The organism is Secundilactobacillus odoratitofui DSM 19909 = JCM 15043, assembly GCF_001434895.1.
In the GTDB taxonomy this organism is placed as follows: Bacteria; Bacillota; Bacilli; order Lactobacillales; family Lactobacillaceae; genus Secundilactobacillus; species Secundilactobacillus odoratitofui.
In genome coordinates this window covers 177444-195130 of the sequence record NZ_AZEE01000028.1, presented here as the reverse complement: position 1 = coordinate 195130, position 17687 = coordinate 177444, and the positions used below count along the sequence as shown (strand labels likewise).

At 44.8% G+C, this 17687-nt stretch carries 17 protein-coding genes; 6 read left to right on the top strand and 11 right to left on the bottom strand.

Annotation, left to right across the window (positions count from 1 at the left end; translation table 11 throughout):
• Nucleotides 1-82 precede the first annotated feature (82 nt).
• The 7 genes from FD04_RS05930 to FD04_RS05900 all read right to left on the bottom strand — a co-directional run bounded on the left by FD04_RS05930 (nucleotide 83) and on the right by FD04_RS05900 (nucleotide 9232).
• Nucleotides 83-475, bottom strand: coding sequence for a hypothetical protein (locus tag FD04_RS05930; protein ID WP_056947680.1), 393 nt, complete (start codon nucleotides 473-475; stop codon nucleotides 83-85).
• An 18-nt stretch (nucleotides 476-493) separates the two neighbouring features.
• Nucleotides 494-1093 carry a TMEM175 family protein gene (locus FD04_RS05925; protein ID WP_054699888.1) on the bottom strand — a complete coding sequence of 200 codons (600 nt, stop codon included), beginning with the start codon at nucleotides 1091-1093 and terminating at the stop codon, nucleotides 494-496.
• A gap of 60 nt (nucleotides 1094-1153) precedes the next feature.
• A complete protein-coding gene (locus FD04_RS05920; RefSeq protein WP_056947678.1) occupies nucleotides 1154-3145 on the bottom strand; it encodes a cation:proton antiporter in 1992 nt (663 codons plus the stop codon).
• Between the two features lie 207 nt (nucleotides 3146-3352).
• Nucleotides 3353-4144, bottom strand: coding sequence for a type I methionyl aminopeptidase (gene map / locus FD04_RS05915; protein ID WP_056947676.1), 792 nt, complete (start codon nucleotides 4142-4144; stop codon nucleotides 3353-3355).
• A 40-nt stretch (nucleotides 4145-4184) separates the two neighbouring features.
• Nucleotides 4185-7286: an AAA family ATPase gene (locus tag FD04_RS05910; protein WP_056947674.1), complete on the bottom strand. Its 3102-nt coding sequence runs from the start codon at nucleotides 7284-7286 to the stop codon at nucleotides 4185-4187.
• Nucleotides 7283-8425 (bottom strand): exonuclease SbcCD subunit D, encoded by a 1143-nt coding sequence (locus FD04_RS05905; RefSeq protein ID WP_056947672.1) that lies wholly within the window; start codon nucleotides 8423-8425, stop codon nucleotides 7283-7285. Before FD04_RS05905 ends, FD04_RS05910 begins: the two co-directional genes overlap by 4 nt.
• Nucleotides 8426-8521: 96 nt before the next feature.
• The gene (locus tag FD04_RS05900) at nucleotides 8522-9232 is read right to left on the bottom strand and encodes a glycerophosphodiester phosphodiesterase (RefSeq protein ID WP_056947670.1); all 711 of its coding nucleotides are present in this window, start codon (nucleotides 9230-9232) and stop codon (nucleotides 8522-8524) included.
• Between the two features lie 169 nt (nucleotides 9233-9401).
• On the opposite strand from FD04_RS05900, the gene FD04_RS05895 reads away from it, so the two are divergent.
• The 3 genes from FD04_RS05895 to FD04_RS05885 all read left to right on the top strand — a co-directional run bounded on the left by FD04_RS05895 (nucleotide 9402) and on the right by FD04_RS05885 (nucleotide 11253).
• Nucleotides 9402-9902: a methylated-DNA--[protein]-cysteine S-methyltransferase gene (locus FD04_RS05895; RefSeq protein WP_056947668.1), complete on the top strand. Its 501-nt coding sequence runs from the start codon at nucleotides 9402-9404 to the stop codon at nucleotides 9900-9902.
• A 62-nt stretch (nucleotides 9903-9964) separates the two neighbouring features.
• A complete protein-coding gene (locus FD04_RS05890; protein ID WP_054699874.1) occupies nucleotides 9965-10543 on the top strand; it encodes an LOG family protein in 579 nt (192 codons plus the stop codon).
• A gap of 215 nt (nucleotides 10544-10758) precedes the next feature.
• On the top strand, nucleotides 10759-11253 hold the full coding sequence (locus FD04_RS05885; protein ID WP_056947666.1) for a hypothetical protein: 495 nt from the start codon (nucleotides 10759-10761) through the stop codon (nucleotides 11251-11253).
• A gap of 126 nt (nucleotides 11254-11379) precedes the next feature.
• On the opposite strand, the gene FD04_RS05880 is transcribed toward FD04_RS05885, so the two are convergent.
• Both FD04_RS05880 and FD04_RS05875 read right to left on the bottom strand, forming a co-directional pair.
• A complete protein-coding gene (locus tag FD04_RS05880; RefSeq protein ID WP_054699871.1) occupies nucleotides 11380-11652 on the bottom strand; it encodes a hypothetical protein in 273 nt (90 codons plus the stop codon).
• Nucleotides 11653-11860: 208 nt separating this feature from the next.
• The gene (locus tag FD04_RS05875; RefSeq protein ID WP_056947664.1) at nucleotides 11861-12181 is read right to left on the bottom strand and encodes a thioredoxin family protein; all 321 of its coding nucleotides are present in this window, start codon (nucleotides 12179-12181) and stop codon (nucleotides 11861-11863) included.
• Between the two features lie 161 nt (nucleotides 12182-12342).
• On the opposite strand from FD04_RS05875, the gene FD04_RS05870 reads away from it, so the two are divergent.
• From FD04_RS05870 to FD04_RS05860, 3 genes are all read left to right on the top strand, one after another.
• Nucleotides 12343-14619: a BspA family leucine-rich repeat surface protein gene (locus tag FD04_RS05870; protein ID WP_082603178.1), complete on the top strand. Its 2277-nt coding sequence runs from the start codon at nucleotides 12343-12345 to the stop codon at nucleotides 14617-14619.
• 103 nt (nucleotides 14620-14722) lie between these two features.
• Entirely contained in the window at nucleotides 14723-15670 is a 948-nt protein-coding gene (locus tag FD04_RS05865; protein WP_056947659.1) for a 3-hydroxyacyl-CoA dehydrogenase family protein, read from the top strand.
• A 156-nt stretch (nucleotides 15671-15826) separates the two neighbouring features.
• A complete protein-coding gene (locus FD04_RS05860; RefSeq protein WP_054699863.1) occupies nucleotides 15827-16624 on the top strand; it encodes an alpha/beta hydrolase in 798 nt (265 codons plus the stop codon).
• Between the two features lie 118 nt (nucleotides 16625-16742).
• On the opposite strand, the gene FD04_RS05855 is transcribed toward FD04_RS05860, so the two are convergent.
• Nucleotides 16743-17225 (bottom strand): glutathione peroxidase, encoded by a 483-nt coding sequence (locus FD04_RS05855; protein WP_054699861.1) that lies wholly within the window; start codon nucleotides 17223-17225, stop codon nucleotides 16743-16745.
• Nucleotides 17222-17683 carry a MarR family winged helix-turn-helix transcriptional regulator gene (locus FD04_RS05850; RefSeq protein WP_054699859.1) on the bottom strand — a complete coding sequence of 154 codons (462 nt, stop codon included), beginning with the start codon at nucleotides 17681-17683 and terminating at the stop codon, nucleotides 17222-17224. The genes FD04_RS05855 and FD04_RS05850 overlap by 4 nt, the downstream gene beginning before the upstream one ends.
• Nucleotides 17684-17687: the final 4 nt, after the last annotated feature.

The following is a 17687-nucleotide window of genomic DNA, read 5'->3' as shown; positions in this document are numbered from 1 at the left end:
GCGTTCTCTTTCGACTGAGCTAGCCATGATTATTAAGACAATAAAAAAGTCGAGCAGTCCTGCCGCCCGACATAAAACAATCTTATCCTAATTTAAATGGTGTTGAAATCGAAACTGTGATGGCAGAGTGGCCATTAGCAACCGCTGATTGGGCTACATGAGTTAATAAATGATGGGTTTGAATATAACTTCTGAGTTCCGAAATATTTGGAATTTGAAGTTTTAATCGGTTCGCCGATTGATCAATTTCAATGCGGTCTAACACGCATTGTTGATTCAACCTTAAAATCACCGTCTCCACGATCCCTAAAATAAACTGGCTATGAGTCAAGTAGTCAAGGTTCGCGGTTTCTAAGTTAAAAGTCATCTCGCCACGGGTGAGTTCCTTTTGGCCCTCTTCTGCCATGGCTCTATAGCTCACAACAATATCTCGCGTCGTTACCTTGTTGCGAATCTTAAGTGTGTAGTCTATCAAACTGTCACTCCCTATCCTCTAGTTAAACAGTTGATCGCTATCAGAATTGGTGCGAGCACCGACAAACACAACTAAGCCGGCAACCACGAGGAGTTGTAAGCTTGGCATCATCACAAGCGCAATCACGTCAACTAAAACCAGTCCTAAAACCCAATACCAAGTGGTTAAAAATCGGTATAGTGGCATGGCACTAATAGCCTTAACCGCCTTGGTATCCCCAGCCTGGCGACTCGTACTTAGTAATGCCAACGTTAATAACTGATAGGACAGCGTCCATAAGAAATAAACGATGGCATAGAAAGCTTCCGGCCCAAATGCGTTTAGGCCTTGCCCTACCCAGGCAGTAGCGACTGGAATAAAGGACATCGAAAATAACCAAAAGTTATTGAGCCAATATACCCGCTTTGTAATCCGCTTCGAAACCGCAAACAGATAGTGATGATTGTACCAAGCTACGCCCACAAAAACGTATCCCACAACGTAAGAGATCAAATAAGGCCCGTTCTCAAAAATTGCTGAGAATGCCAAAGATGACGGCGTCTTAAACTCCAAAATCATAATAGTTAAAATGATAGCAACAACTGCATCCGTAAATGCTTCAACTCTTGCTTTATTCAATTTTATTCCTCCGAAATCTCTACTCGCTAATATGTTACCTATTTTATGACATAAATTCAATCACTGATGGTAAACTTCGCTATTTTGAATGTAAGTGATTTCATCATTGGAAATTCGTTGTTGGAGTTTTTCGGCTAACTCAGTTGAAATATCGCCACTGGCAACTGCCCGCTGAATCAATTCATATTCCGCGTGAAAGGCACGCATGAATAGCTGATAAACGCGATCTGCATCCACATCGCCACCGTTGATTCGACGATGACGAGTTCGATAAAAGCGACGAACCAGATTAGTTTCAACCCCATTTGTGCCGCTATTGGTCTTCAAAAAGTTCATCACAGCTTCAAAACCAGCAGTCTCAATGGGTAGAATGTCTTCGCCATGGCGCTCAAACTGTTCACGCCAATAAACTTCCTCTAACGCAACTGGCGCAGTCAAAAAAGCTTCTTGGGCCCGGTGCAGGTCTTTATACATCGTCCCAATGTGAAGACTAAACCGAATGCGTAACCAGACGTTTTTCCAAACTTTTTCGTCGGAGCTAAAATGGTTCAGTTGTAAAAACTTATTATAGTACTTCTGTTCATCTGCAGAAATGTCACCAGCATCAAACATCGCCTTAATACGCTTACGTTCTACCACGTGGGTTTGACGCATAATCTGACGCTCGATCCGCAACTTCGGGGTACTGTCTAAAATCAGTTGCTGCTGCAATGAATCCACCACGATCTGCGCTTCTTGTGGGTGATCTTTTTCATCACGCAGATCACTGATACCGGCCTGAATCATGCGTTTAACCCACTTAAAGCCAGAATTTTGCTTAACCTGCGAAGGCAAAATGATTGGCACAAAAATCGTCGGTAAAATGAGACTCGTTAGGATCACAACCGCCGCCAGATAAATCAGTGGTCCCCGCAGCAGAAATGCCTGACCGTTTACCATGACCGGAATTGAAAACGCCAAGGACAACGTAATGGTCCCATTAGCGCCACTCAACGCCATCACTAAACTATCCCGCCAAACATGGTCACTCTTTTCCCGACGTTTTAATAAGTAACGGGTCCAAACCAAACGCAAGAGGCCCTTGGTAAAGTAAATGGCCAACCCCAGCATCGTCAGGCCTAAAATCGACATATTGGCTGTAACGTTGCGATTGAGTGCTTGGATGACTGCCGGCAGCGATAAACCGAGTAGCACAAAAACTGTGCCAGATAGTACACCGCTAATAATCTCCCATACATTGCTGGTCACCAATTGCATCCGGGACGAATTCAGCCTTAATTTGTCACGTTCAGATCCTTGCACTAAACCAGCGGCAACCACCGCCAAAATGCCGGATAACGCCAGCTCCTCTGCCAGTAAGTAGACCAAAAACGGTGTTAAAGCTGAGATAAGTACCATGATCAACGGTGTGTCATCATTGTGGCGAACCAATGACATCCGGGCACTGACAATCACGACCCCCAGCAAGCCACCGAATAACAAACCGCCTAAGAACTCCCAGAAAAACATTTCAACCGCGTGGGTCAACGAAAACTGGCCAGAAATGTAAGCAGCAAGTCCCATGTCAAAGATTACGATCCCGGCAGCATCATTAAACAGCGATTCGTGTTGTAGGATGCCGGCTTGTTCCTCGGCGATGGGGTTCGCCTCAAAAATTGAATTCACAGCAGAAGCATCAGTTGGCGCCACAATGGCAACTAGAGCAAAGCTTAAGCTTAATGGCAACAACGCGTAAATAAGATGAATACCACTACCTACAATTAAAACTGTGACTACGACTAGGCCCACTGCCAGGGACAAAATATTGGTGATTGATCGACCAATCCAAAACCGAGAGCTATTTTGCGCTTCGTTAAAAAGTAACGGCGCAATAATCGCAAACGCAAAGGTTGACGGATCCAACTGAAAATGGGTGTAAATGGGTAATGTTGCTAAAACCAACCCGAAAATAATCAGAAAAAACGGCAACGGAATAACTGTCACGTGTCGTGCCAAAATATTGGCCAGCACAACCGCTGCCAAGATAATCAGTAAAAGTAATACTTGATTCATGCCAAAACTTCCCCTTGATAAATAATTAAATCACACCAATCACGTCATGCCCTATGATTGACTACTCCGTTTAAACTTTGACCTTCATTTGAGGTAACTGCCTAAAAGGTTACATTACGTCAGTTATTATACGCGTCACAACTGATTCTCACACAGAAAACACCTCAAACGCCTGCTGGTAATGGCGTTTCAGGTGTCAGAATCGTTTTATAGATACGCCTGGTCAAACGAAGCGTCCTGTGAGGTCAAAATCTTGGGGCCGTCCTTAGTGATCACAATGGTATGCTCAAATTGAGCAGACGGCGAGCCATCATAAGTAACGTAATACTCCCAAGAATGGTCGGCCGTTTCAACTGACCGAATCTCACGACTGCCTAGATTAACCATGGGTTCAATGGTGATGGTCATGCCTTCTTTCAATCGTAAGCCGCGGCCAGCCTGGCCGTATGCTGGAACGTCTGGCTGTTCGTGCATCGTTGGTTGGATACCGTGACCGATCAACTCCCGCACATCGCCCATGTTAGCTTCGTCTTCAACATAGTGTTGAATGGCTGCACCAATGTCACCAAGCCGATTACCAACAACGGCCTGTTCAATTCCCTTGTAGAGGGCAGTCCGTGTGACATCCAAGAGGCGTTGCTTCTCAGCTGAAACTTCACCAACCGCATAAGTCCGGCAGGCATCGCTCAAAAAGCCATCCAAGTTGACAACTAGGTCAACCGCCACCACGTCACCGGTCTTTAAAATCAGGTCACGACGGGGCGTTGCGTGGGCGACTTCATCGTTCACATTCACGCAAGTCGCATACTTGTAGCCTTCGAAACCCTTCTCCTCCGCCTTGGCACCATGTTCAGTGATATAGCGGTCAGCAAATTGCTCGATCTCCCAAGCGGAAATACCGGGCTTAATAACGTCTGCCAAACCGTTTAAAACGCCTGCTAAAATGGCGCCTGATGCTTTCATTTGATCAATTTCTCGTTGTGATTTTATGGTTATCAATAGCGTTCTCCTTTAAATTAATTGGTACGAAACATATGGTCTACGGTAATACGATTTTGGCTTTTGATTTTCCTTGGCCGATGGCTGACACCTGAATCTGATAAGGAATCGTTTCTTGCAATAGCGACACGTGGCTAATAATGCCAATCATCCGATGGCTACTTTCAACGTTTTCAAGCGCAGCCATGGCAACAGTCAGCGAGTCTTGATCCAGTGAGCCAAACCCCTCATCGACAAATAATGCGTCAATACTGATACCACCAGACTGATTTTGAATCATCTCACCAAGCGCTAATGCCAAACTCAATGCCGCAATAAAGCTTTCACCACCAGATAGCGTGTGCACACTTCGAACCTGCCCGACGTTATCATCATAGACGTCAATCTCCAGACCAGTATTGCGCTGATAAGAGCCCGCTTCAAGATGTAACTGCATGGCGTAGCGCCCTGAACTAAGTTGCGCTAAGTGTTGGTTAGCAATCGCCAAAATTTCCACCAGTTGCGCGCGGAGGACGTAACGTTCGAGTCCCAGTTTGTTTTCGCCACCGCCAGCAACCGTTTCAACCAGCAGTTGTAGTTGGTGTAAACCTTCAAGCTGACTAGACACTTGTTTAGTTGCCGTTTTAAGCTGTTTCAATATATCACCATTGACAGTCACCTGTTCTTGGACCTCATCTCGGGCTTTGACAGCCGCTTGTTGATCAGTTGTGAGCTGATCTAAGGTAGCCTGAATAACTGTTAGATCAGTGCGAGTTTTACCCTCGACCAACTGCTGATATGCCGACACACTGGCTTTCGCAGCGGTTAAATCAGCGTCGTATTTTTTTAGGCGCTGTTCAAGACTTGGAATTTGAGCTGTTTGAGCCATTAATGACACGAACACTGCCTGCTGATCACCATCGTTACCCAAGGTGGCCTCGATTGCCTTTGCCAATTGTTTTTGAAGTGCCAGAGACTTTGCCTGGTCGGTTTCAATACTAGTTTTCAAATTCTTTTGGTTGGCCTGACTAGTTGCCAACTCACGTTGAGTGCTTTGAATTTGTTCATTCACTAACTGGGTTTGATTGTTAAAACTCGTTACTTGTGTTTTTTGTTTCGCCAAGTATTCATCTAGCGCTGTCAGATTTTCAAACGACTCAGGTAAACGCTGTTGAAGGGTTTCTAATTTGGCTTGTGTTCGTTGCAGTGCGAGCTGTGCTGCTTGGGTAGTCTCGACTGAAGCTGCCAATTGTTGCGTCACTTGGTCCAGTTGGCTTGCTAGTGCGTCCTTGGCTAGTGTTAGCTGGTCCAGCGTCTTTTGTCGACGTTGAGCAGTCTGCAAATCCTGTGTCGTGGTCAACTTACTTTGCTCAAACTGACTGTGTAATGACTCAATATCAAGGCTGTCGTCAGTCGTTAATAAATCAGTTAGCTCATCCACTTGCTTTTGCTCGTCAGTGGTTAAAGTTGCCAACTCGCGTTCTTGGCTGGCATGAGTGGCTTCCAACTTAGCCAAGGCAGTTTTGGCCAGTTGTAAAGCCTGCTCGGACTGTTTAACCATTTGGTCATCCACCGTCTGAGTAGCAGTGCCGTGATACGGATGTGGGTGTGACTCACTACCACAGACTGGACACGGCGTCCCTGGCTTTAATTGACTCGCTAAAACCGCAATTTGATTGACCAACCACTGATTCTTCAAATTGTCATATTGCGTTGTGGCTGACTCGACCTCTTCTTGCGCAGCCGATTGTTTGATGGCTGTTTGCGCAATTAAATTACGCTGATTTTGAACGCGATGTTGGAGTTCGGACAGATTATCGAACCGTTTTGTAAGTTGTGCCTGCTGAGTTTGAGTAGCCTTTAATTGCCCAATTTTTTCAATCAAACCTGGTCGTTCGTCCAATTGGTCAGTCGTTTGTTTGAGCTGGGCGTTCAGTTTAGTTTGTAGCGTACGTTGATTTTCAGTAGTCTTACTAAGTTGTTTAAAGTCTCTAGTCTGCGATTCGACTTGCCGAGCCACTGCATCAACTTGTTCAAACAGTGGTCGTTGATTTTCCAATAACGTCAACTGGTTTTGTAACTTCGTGATTTCAGGGGCCTGTTGGTGTAAGACATCAGCCTTCCCAGTTGCAGTCGCCAACGTTGTCTGCTGTTGTTGAATGGTAGCGGCAATGTCGCTAACTTGTTGCTGATTTTGTTTGATTGAAGCTTCAATCGTTTGTTGTTGCTGGTAATCATGTTGCTGCTCAGCAGCCCACTTGAGTTGCGTCAGTTGCTGATTGGTAGCCACTATTTGAGGTTGCTGCTGCATCAACGTATCAACAACTTGATTCTGTTTTGCTAATTGTTCAAAATTTTGATTAATTTGATTGGCCGCATCAAATTGTCGTTGGCTCGTTGTAACTTGCTGAGAAATGTCTGCCAGTTTGGCTTGCGCCGTCTTTAAGGTCGCACGATCTTGTTTTTGCTGTTCGGCCAGTGCCTCTAAGGTATGCTCTGAATCAGTTGCCCATCGTACCCGCTTCAAAACGTTATCAATGGTGGCCTGCCAGTTTTTGACCTGGTCAGTTTGGGTATTCAACTGAGCGCGAAGATTATTGGCCCAATGTTGATAAAGTTCAGTGCCGAAAACCTTTCGTAAAATGGTCTCTTTTTTAGCACTATCTGCTACCAAGAACCGGCGAAATTCGCCCTGAGGCAATAAGACAATTTGAACAAACTGTTTACGATTAATTTGGAGCACATCGCTTAACTTAAGATTGATATCAACCAACCGGGTGATTTCGTCAATTTGTTCATCGCCTCGATAAATTTTTAATGTCCCCTGGCTAGGAAACGGGCGGGTACCAGTACCCCGTTTTTTCGCCAGAACCTGTTTTGGCAACCGGTTGATGTCATATCGCAACCCTTGATGTTCAAACACTAAGTCAACTGACGTCGGTTCGTCAGGGACCGCAAAGTCTGAACGTAAGGCAGCTGGATCTCGATCATCACTGGCGCTTTCGCCATACAGGGCAAACGTCATGGCATCAAAAAGAGTGGTTTTGCCACTTCCTGTTGGTCCCGCAATTAAAAATAATGGCGCCTCATCCAAACGAGTAAAATCAATCGTTTGGTGTTCGTACGGTCCGAAGTAGTTCATGGTTAATTTGAGTGGTTTCATGCGTTTGTGCCTCCCTCATTGGCCTGTTTCAAAGCCTGTTGGGCCCACTTTTGTTGTTGCGGGGTCATCTTTTCTTTAGCAACCTGTTCGTAAAAGTCGTCAAGTAACGCCATTGGCGCTTTTTGCTTTAATTGCTTGCTGGTCTCACCTTGGTAGCTCACCTGCGCTGAGTATCCATCCTGTCGGCTTAGCGTCACGATTCGTGGAAAGACTGTTCGTAGTCGAGCCATGACGTTTGGAATCGGCTGACGGTCGGTCAATGTGATACCGTAATAATCCTCGTGGTCGATGCTGTCATCAGTTTCAGAAGACATCAACGTTTCAAAACTATCAGTCAGTAACTTGACGTCGTGTACCGGCTGTAGTGGTTTAAACTCGTAGGTGATTGGACTTTGGTCGGTATCGACGATCCAGACCCCCTTTTGTTGATTGGCTTCGGACAACGAAAACTTGACTGGTGACCCACTGTACCGGGCACGGTCAGCATGTAGCGCGTCTTTACCATGTAAATGACCCAATGCAACGTAGTCAAAATCCACCAACAAATCGGTGGGTACCGCTGCCAAGCCACCAACCGTTAAGTTGGTCTCTGAATCCGTAGTGGCACTACCAGCAACAAAAAAGTGGGCAACTAACAGGTGCTTTTTAGCCGGATCAAACGCTTTTTTCATTTCCGACACGACTCGCGCAAAAGCCTGATCCAGGTGTTGCAGTGACTCGTCCTCAAAGTATTGCTGTGCTTCAAAAGGTTCAAAGTATGGGCATAAAAATAACTGGCAATCGCCAACTTCAATTGGTTGAAAGGCCTGCCCTAATTCGGTGTGCAAATACAAATCCGTTTGTTTAAACCATGGTGTACCGGTTGCTAACCGCGTTGCACTATCATGATTACCTGAAATCGCATAAATTGGAAAATGATCCGCCAAATTTAACTTCTGCAGCATCTGATTGACCAGGGCTACTGACGCTTCTGCCGGTAATCGTCGATCATACAAGTCACCCGCAATGATAATGCCATCGACGTGTTCTTGAATCGCTAATTGTTCAATTTGATCAAAGGCCGTTGTTTGTTCATCGGTGAGGTCGAATCCGTGTAGCCTGCGACCGATGTGCCAGTCGGCTGTATGTAAAAATTTCAAAAATTATCATTCCCTGCTTTATTGGTAACTTTTATTTTAGCAAAAAGCGCGTCAACAATCGACCTTAGCCGTTCGTTGACGCACATGCGTATGTGATTAAATTGATAAAGCTGGTTGGGTTAAGTGGTGTTGTTCTGCTCGAATCAGTTGTGCGCGCTCAAAATCATCCGTAATGATACCTGCCACCCGTTCCACAAATAACCGGCGCATGTCGACGGTCCGATTAACGGTCCAAATGCGCTCAACCGCTTCTGCTTCGGGTTGATGGTGTTTGAGGTGTAGTCCGTCAAGGTGGTGTTGCTTGATGAACTGACTCGGATCTTTAAAGTGGTGGTTTGCTAACAAACAGTAACACTGCCTGGGATCAATTTGTTGCGCACGCTGAATCGTCGCTAGATTAAATGAAGAAAAAATAACTGGATTTTTAAGTGGTGCACGCTTAATTATATCTAACACCCGTTTTTCAACGCCAGGATATCTAACACGATTGGTTTTAAATTCAAAATTCAAAATAACATCATGATGACCAACCAACTTAAGTAACGCCTGTAAGGTCGGAATCCGTTCCCCGTTACTCAAGCAAAACCGTCGTAAATCATCATAACGATAGCTACTGATTAAGCCGTGTCCGTCAGTTGTTCGATTAAGACGCTCGTCATGCATCACGACCGGTATTCCATCTGCCGTTAACTGAACATCAAATTCCAAGCCATCAATATCGTGTGCGATAGCGTACGCAAAACCAGCTAAAGAATTTTCCGGCAATTTAGCAGGTACACCTCGATGACCAAATATCAGCGTTGTCATAACAACACTCCTCTCTACGCACTTCACTATACACACCGTTTGTCAGGATAGCGTATTGATCCCGTATCATTCATGTAAAAGTTGATCAAACTGCCGCTCTCACTGTGGCTTGCATTCTGGCCAAAAGTAGCCTACTCTGCAAGTAAAACTTAACGAGGGAGTGCAATTTATGACGCAATTTAAAGCAACTTACCAGTCACCACTTGGTCCCATTGTGATGCTGGCGGACGAACAATATCTACTGGGGGTCTGGTTTGACCAACAAACCTATTTTGGCGCAAAGTATGATTTAGACGCTGCATCAACCGATGCATCACCAATACTAAGCGAAACGACGACATGGCTTGACGATTATTTTGCGGGTAAAAGACCTGATCCAGCTCTGTTGCCGACTCACCCGGAAACAACCCAATTCAGACGTCAAGTTTACCAAGTCCTACTTAGCATACCTTATGGCGAAACGATCACCTATCAAGAAATTGTCGCCAAATTGACAACCCAAAATGGCCAACCGACTGGATCGGCGCGTGCGGTTGGTGGTGCCGTTGGCCACAATCCGATTTCAATCGTGATTCCTTGTCACCGCGTTCTGGGTGCTAACGGTAGCCTTACCGGGTATGCGGGTGGTCTTGACCGTAAAAAAGCCTTATTGAAATTAGAAGCTAATTAATCGTTATTGTATTATACAATGGTCAATACAATATCCATTAAAATAAAAGGAGCAATTAACTGATGAATAGTATTGCCGTTTACTGTGGCGCAAATACGGGAAAGCAATCGATTTATTACGATGCCGCCATTCAATTAGGTCAATATCTCGCGACCCACCATCTGAAGCTGGTCTATGGCGGTGGTGGCGTTGGTTTGATGGGCGTTTTAGCCCAATCAGTCTTAGACGCTGGCGGTCAAGTTCATGGTATCATGCCCCAAGAACTTTATGACCGTGGCGCTGCCGCTAAGAATTTAACTGAACTGACCGTCGTCGACAATATGGCCACTCGAAAACAGCAGATGCTAACTGATTCAGACGGCTGTATTGCCCTTCCTGGTGGTCCAGGCACCCTTGAAGAGATCATCGAAGCTTACTCATGGGCACGAATCGGTGATAATCCCAATCCGTGCGCGTTTTACAACGTTAATCACTACTACGATCCGTTGATCACTTTGTTCGACCAGATGGTGACCCAGGGGTTTCTGACAGCTGAACATCGAGCCAAACTTTGTTTTGCAGACCAATTACCGACGATCTTTGAATTCATGACTGCCTATCAACCACCGATAATCAGGACGGATTATCATCAACCCAAGTGATTTAGAGTGTTTTACCGTCTTCATTTTTAGGATAGGATTTAATCAGAATAGCCGTTCAGGCTGTGAACATACCGCTTGAACGGTTATTCTTTGCGGTGACCTTCTTCTAGTTAAATTTGGCTGAAACCCAATCTCGCACAGGCACAATCTAAATACTGTCCAAATCCGCAATAATTGGGTAAAATCAAGTTAATGATACTACGGAAGGGACTGACTTGCCGATGATCTCTAACGAACATTTTTTCACCCAAGTTCAAACCGACGTCTCTCAGCAACTGACTGCATTAGATCGACTTGCTGCAAAACACCAGCGAGCGACCCTACTACAGTTGATCTGTTTAATTGTGCTGCTAATCACCGCTGTATTGTCCAACATCACTAGGATGCTCACTGCTAGTAACCAAACGAGCGAAACGTTGAAGCAAATTGCTGCCAGTCCGCTAGATCTCATCTTAATCGGTGTAATGGTGGTGGCTTTCACAGTCTCGTGGGTTTGGTGGGCAAAGGATATGAAGTATCAAAATCTACAGCAGGAATTTACCTCCCTCTACCAGGAACATACCGAATTAATTAAAACAAGTGCCCCATTAACCGAAATCAGCGCCCATTTTCGCCACCAAATGCGACTTGCGACGCACTTTAACAACTTGAGTAACGTCATTGCGTTGGCCGTAATTGCCGGCTTCGTGTTATATCAGCTTCATCATTAACAAAACTCAAGTCCCGACTATGGCAGCCAAAGAAGTCGTGAATCCCAAAATAAAGGGGTTCACGACTTCTTTAATTTCTATTCTGCAACCTAATCAAGTCCTGCTTACACGATAAAGATATTCAGACTACTTTTTCAAAAAGCCCATCATGACGTTGGTCCCATCTGAATCGTCATCGTTTGTCTTCTCACTACCGATTTTTTCAAAAGCTGGTGGATTGACTAAGTTTTTGCTTGATACTGGGTGCAACCGACTATCCAACTGATTTAACCGTTGGTCTAATAATTGCCTTAATGCCATTAAGTCATCGTAGCGTTGTTGTAAATCTGTATCATCAATTTCGGTCGTAAAAAGCGTCTTGGCAGCTTCAACTTGTGCGTCAAATTCTTCCTTTGTCATCATCGTACCCCCAAAGTACCATTTTATTTGATGAATAGATTATACCAGTTTTCTGAAAACATTTTATCTCATTTGCTCAATAAAATGATATTTCGATGGTTTGCATTGATTAATTGTGGTTTAAAAGCATTGCAAGAATATGAGTTAAAATGAAAACTATTGTTATTTCAGGTAAATATACCTATACCATTCACAATCAATTAAGCGATTATTGTAAAACACGTGCCAATCGATCATCGAACTCACCAACCGTACAAGTCCCAATTAAAGCGTCCACGATCCGGCCATCTTTTTTAATTAAAATTGTTGGTGTACTCATGACCCCGACCGCCTTAGCAATCAGCGGTTCTTGATTGACCGTCAACGACAAAAAGGTAACTTCCGAGTGAGTTGTTGCAACTTTCGACAGCACAGTATCCATTGTTCTGCAAGGCGGACACCAGTCAGATCTAAAGTCAATCACAGCTACACCTTGAGAAGATTTGGCAACGTACTGCTCATCATGGATCGTCTGAAGTTGGTTCTGCATGATTTATCCCCTTTCACGTTGAAGTTTAAATTCATTATAATCCAACTGCCCGAACTAATCTGCATCCGGTTTCAGAAATTTGGTAATACCCCTTGAATATCGGGCATCAAGAGATGTAAACTGAGCATTAGGAAAGTACTACTTTATAATGCTGAAAGAAGATGTTTGAGATTACCTCACGCAAATCTAATAGGTTAGAAACTAACTCTTTTCCCAATAACTCCCTTACATATAAAAGCGGAAATTACTGGCTATTAGCCGGTGTCACACTGCTAGGCTTAACTTGTACTGGCGCCCCGAGCATTTCTGCGCAAGCTACCGCCAGCCAGTCAACAATTGTTGCAACTACATCTAATGCATCTTCTGCGACGAAGTCATCATCATTGGATTCGTCTAATTCAAATAATACAAATCAGGATACTGCTACCACAAAAGCAACGGTTGCCTCATCTTCAAACCAGGCTCAATCTTCAAGTGGCACAACTCAAGCCAATTCTGAATTAAACTCAGATAATTCTTCTAACACCAGTTCGCAATCAATTAGCAACTCGGATTCTGTTGCTCAAAACACAAGTCAGACGAATACTACTGCCACCACTACCGCAGCATCAACGTCATCAAGTGATTCATCGCAATCCCTCAAAACCGTCGCTACTGGAACTGACGGTACGGCCCATTACACCTTAACTGATGACGGCACACTTTCTTTTGACAGCGGAACACTCACGCAAGCTGACACGATCAATTTGGGGCAGCTTTATGGTCAATTGATCACGAAGATTGATACTTCAAAAGCAACTGGTCCAGTTATTTTACCAAGCGATTCAAGTCGACTATTCGCTACCACCCTAGACTCAAGTAACCAACCAGCTTCCGGTTTTGAGAATCTAACTAGCTTTGATACCACCAATTTAGACACCGAAAACGTCGTCAATATGGACATGATGTTCGCCAATGATGCTAAGTTAGCTGTTTTAGATACCCGGAATTTCAAATTATCACACACCACCTCAATGGCCATGATGTTTGAGAACGACACGTCATTAACCTCCCTTGATGTGAGTGACTGGGATACGAGTCAAGTCACTAACATGGGCCAGCTATTCGCCAATGATTCAGCCCTACAAACACTAGCCGTCGATAACTGGAATACGGCTAACGTGGTCGATATGGGCATGATGTTTAGTGGCGATTCAGCTTTATCGCAACTTAACATTAGCAATTGGAATACAGCTAACGTCACCAATCTGGCGATGATGTTCAGTGGTGACACTGCGTTAACGCAACTCGATGTGAGTCATTGGAACACGGCCAACGTGACCAGCACCGCCATGATGTTTAGCGGCGATGAGAACTTACAAGCTCTGGACGTGTCAAATTGGAACACCAGTAAAATGACTAATATGGACATGATGTTCGCCGATGACGCCAAAATCAGTCAATTAAATGTTTCAAATTGGGATGTGACCCAAGTTAACGATATGGGGCAGCTGTTTGCAGGAATGTCAGCTCTGACAACACTGGATCTCAGTCAGTGGCACACAGATCACGTGACCAACGCAGTAAGCTTCATCAATAATGATGACGATCTGGTGAACGTCACTTTCGGACCCGACTTTAACGTCACTGTTGCTTTTCCAAATGTTACGGCCACATCCGGTTGGTTATACCAATCAAAAGCCAATCAACTTGTTGCCCAATATGATGGTAAACAAAGTGGCACATACTTCTTAGTTGATCTTGGTCAACTTAATTTGAATCAAGTTGGCAAGCTCGACGATGGTGTACGAGTTCGAACTCAAGTACCTGCAGCTGTCTCAACCACAACTGATCCCATGAATCTTGGCACCTTAGACAATGGGATTTGGGTTCGTACTAAAGTCCCTGCTGGTGTTTATACCACAAGTGACCCCATGAATCTAGGTACGCTGGATGATGGTCCAAGGGTCCGAACACGTGTTTCAGACGCCGTATATCAAAAACCTGATGCCACTGTTTCACCTAGCCAACCAGCTTCACCAGTTTCACCTACTACACCAGATGATGCGGTTGCCGTAACTAATCCAACGGAACCTGACAGTCTGACTGATTCGGACCTGACGCTACCTGGTGAGTTGCCAGCAACGACTGATTTGACTTCTTCAAACACAACGGCCGATGCCAATCAATCCGATACTCAAGCTGCCAAAAGCGCCACTCAACTCTCACCTGAGACGGATTCTGAACTCAATCACGTTAAGACTGCGCAATTCAATCCGACTACTGCTGTCATAGCGCATCACGATGCTGGTTCAACCCATATCGGTTCGAGTAATGATTCAACAACCAGATTACCTCAAACCGATGAGCAATCAAGTCACTGGCTAGCAGTACTTGGTCTAGCATTGCTATCACTGACAAGTTTGCCGATTCGTTTGATCAGACGGATGACCCACTAGACTTTCAGTATCTGTGGTATGAACAAGCTCATAATTCAACATCCTTTTGATTATGTTAAAATAATCATAGTAACCGTTTTCATCAAGAAAGGATGTCTGCCTTATGAGCGAAACGAAAGTGATCACCAATATTGGTGCAGGAACAATGGGCCATGCGATTGCACTTCAATTTGCAATGAACGGGTATAACGTTAACCTTTTAGAAACCAGTTCAGAAGCCTTAAAACGCGGCTTGAAGTTAATCGAAGCCGATTTAGAAACGTTTAACCACGCTGGAATTCTTACCGATTTTCCAAATCAAATCATGGCGAGAATCCACCCCACGACTAGCTATGAATTAGCTTTGAACGACACCGAGTTTGTCATCGAATCCGTTGTCGAAGATATGGCGGTTAAAAAGCAAGTTTGGGCGGAAGTTGAAAAGTACGTCAAACCGGAAACCATTTTGGCAACCAACACTTCAGGTCTTGACCCAACCGAAATGCAGGCCGACCTGGATCACCCGGAACGTCTGGTGGTTGCGCACTTCTGGAATCCAGCACAATTAATGCCGCTGGTTGAGGTGGTGCCAGGTCAACAAACTGATCAATCAGTTGTCGATCAGACGGTGACCCGCATCACCCAGATTGGTAAGCATGCTGTGCCGTTGAAAAAGGTAGCCCTCGGCTTCGTTGGTAACCGAATTCAACTCGCCGTGTTACGAGAAGCACTTCATATCGTCGACGAAGGCATCGCCACCCCAGAAGCAGTCGATGAGATCATCAAAACCAGTTTAGGATTACGTTGGAGCTTAGTCGGACCGATTGCGAGTGCCGATTTAGGCGGGTTGGATGTCTTTAAGAAGATCAGTGATTACCTTTACGCTGATTTAGCCAACCAAACTGATGGCGACCCACTTCTTAGCAAAATGGTCGCTGAAGGTCATCTGGGCCTTAAATCGGGTTCCGGCTTTTACGACTGGCAAGGTGACGCTGGTCAACAAGTTGTCGCACAACGGGATGAAGCATTACTTGCGCACCTCAAAGATGACGTGCAGCCTGATACTAAATAAACATCAACAAGTAACAACTGTGACTACAAGGCCACAGTTGTTTTTTAGTCTCTCAATAATTGATTGACCAAATCGCTAAAACGTTTCAAAGGTGATTACTTGACCACTTCATAAATATTTGCGATACTGCCTTCGAAAGCACTGGGAGGTGGTCTTATGCAAATTGTAACTGATATTGAATATGATCAAAATCAACATTTGAAGTTGGATACCTATCATGAAGAAACTCGGCCGTATCTTGGGCTAATTATTGATATTCACGGCGGTGGTTGGTTTCGCGGTGACAAAAGTAAGGATGCTGACTGGGCAACCCGACTGGCAGCGCTAGGCTACATGGTGCTAGTTCCTAATTACCGATTAACACCTGCAGCCTACTACCCGGAACCGCTGTCTGACATGGCGAGTTTATTTGATTGGATTGCCCGAAGTGACTTTAATCAAATGCCAATTGGTGTTGTCGGTTCCTCTGCTGGTGGGAACTTAGCAGTTGAACTGGCGATTCGATATGGTGTCCCTGCAGTCTCGCTTTCCGGTATTTTAGACATTGACGATTGGCTGGCTAATCATCTAGACGTGGTCCCTGATGAGGGTGATACCAGTCATTTTAATCAACAAGCAAGTGCCACCATTAACCAAACTGGTACTAACGACGCCTTTTACAAGTGGTTCGTCCTTAACTATTTCAATCAGCGAACAGATGAACTGACTGCTGCTACACCCGTTCATCGCGTGACGTCACAAACTGGCCCAATCTATATGGCCAATTCCTTGGCAGAGTTTGTGCCGACCAGCGGTGCTTTAACTATGGCATCCGCCCTCACCGAAGCACAAGTGCCTTACCAGTTGAATTTTCTAGCTGGACACCGACATGCTAAAGGTTACTTGGATGACGTTTTTGACTCAACAGTCGACTTCTTACGTCGTACGGTGCTTGTCACCCATCCAGATTTATAGTAATCAGTTATGGCATAAAAAAGTACCACCAAACCTCCCAGCATCGGACAGTTTGGTGGTACTTTTGTGATTCCGTCGTGTTGTCTATTGAACGAAATAACTATTTTAAATTTGATTTTTATGAATTTGCAGGTTTTGCCAAAGCCGTAACGATAGCAGGTTCAATCTTCTCAGGTTTAAATACTGGCGCGTATCGATCAATCAGTTGACCATCGCGGCCAATCAAGAATTTAGTGAAATTCCATTTGATTCGGCCATGGCCGGCTGTTTCCTTCAGGTACGTAAACAGCGGATCTTCGTCGGTGCCGTTTACCCGAACCTGTTGCGTCATTGGAAAGGTCACACCGTAATGCAACTGACAATATGCTGAAGTTTCCTCATCCGACCCAAGTTCTTGGTGAAACTGATTCGATGGCAAACCAAGTACTTCAAACCCTTGGTCATGATAAGTTTGGTAGAGTTTCTCTATGCCATTAAGTTGGGGTGCCAACCCACACTTACTTGCCGTGTTCACAATTAAAAGTACTTTGCCTGCATACTGCTTAAAATCAATCACTTCGCCGTTCATTTCGGTTTCTTGAAACGCATAAATTTTGCTCATGCCTGTGACTTCCTTTCATCAATAATCCTCTGAAGTGTCTTAATTAAATGGTGATTATCCGCTAATAGCCGCTCATAATCAGTGTGCACATCCTGGTCCTTCGAATCAATACAAGCTGCAATAGCAGTTGCAACCTCGCTTTGAGTACTAATCGCTTTTGGTGTCAAACTAATCACAAGTTGCCGTTGGTTGGACGCCGGCCGAATTCTAGTTAACCACCCCGCGGTTTCTAATCGCTTCAACAACGGCGTTAGCGTGTTACTTGCTAAATGCAGATGGTCACCTAACTCATGAACCGCCTGGTGATCTTGCTCCCAAAGTGCCACTAACACCAGATACTGCGGGTAAGTCAGCTCAAATGGCGTTAATGCCAGTTCATAAAATTGACTAAATAGTCGGTTGACCCGATAAGCCGAAAAACACAGCTGCTGATCCAAATTCAGGACTTTTTCAGTCACAAGC

What these genes read in the sequence shown, in the direction of transcription:
- FD04_RS05890 (WP_054699874.1), top strand. Translation starts at nt 9,965, where the DNA reads ATGAATAGTATTGCCGTTTACTGTGGCGCAAATACGGGAAAGCAATCG.
- FD04_RS05900 (WP_056947670.1), bottom strand. Translation starts at nt 9,232, where the DNA reads ATGACAACGCTGATATTTGGTCATCGAGGTGTACCTGCTAAATTGCCG.
- FD04_RS05855 (WP_054699861.1), bottom strand. Translation starts at nt 17,225, where the DNA reads ATGAGCAAAATTTATGCGTTTCAAGAAACCGAAATGAACGGCGAAGTG.
- FD04_RS05875 (WP_056947664.1), bottom strand. Translation starts at nt 12,181, where the DNA reads ATGCAGAACCAACTTCAGACGATCCATGATGAGCAGTACGTTGCCAAA.
- FD04_RS05910 (WP_056947674.1), bottom strand. Translation starts at nt 7,286, where the DNA reads ATGAAACCACTCAAATTAACCATGAACTACTTCGGACCGTACGAACAC.
- FD04_RS05870 (WP_082603178.1), top strand. Translation starts at nt 12,343, where the DNA reads ATGTTTGAGATTACCTCACGCAAATCTAATAGGTTAGAAACTAACTCT.
- FD04_RS05895 (WP_056947668.1), top strand. Translation starts at nt 9,402, where the DNA reads ATGACGCAATTTAAAGCAACTTACCAGTCACCACTTGGTCCCATTGTG.
- FD04_RS05865 (WP_056947659.1), top strand. Translation starts at nt 14,723, where the DNA reads ATGAGCGAAACGAAAGTGATCACCAATATTGGTGCAGGAACAATGGGC.
- FD04_RS05880 (WP_054699871.1), bottom strand. Translation starts at nt 11,652, where the DNA reads ATGACAAAGGAAGAATTTGACGCACAAGTTGAAGCTGCCAAGACGCTT.
- FD04_RS05920 (WP_056947678.1), bottom strand. Translation starts at nt 3,145, where the DNA reads ATGAATCAAGTATTACTTTTACTGATTATCTTGGCAGCGGTTGTGCTG.
- FD04_RS05860 (WP_054699863.1), top strand. Translation starts at nt 15,827, where the DNA reads ATGCAAATTGTAACTGATATTGAATATGATCAAAATCAACATTTGAAG.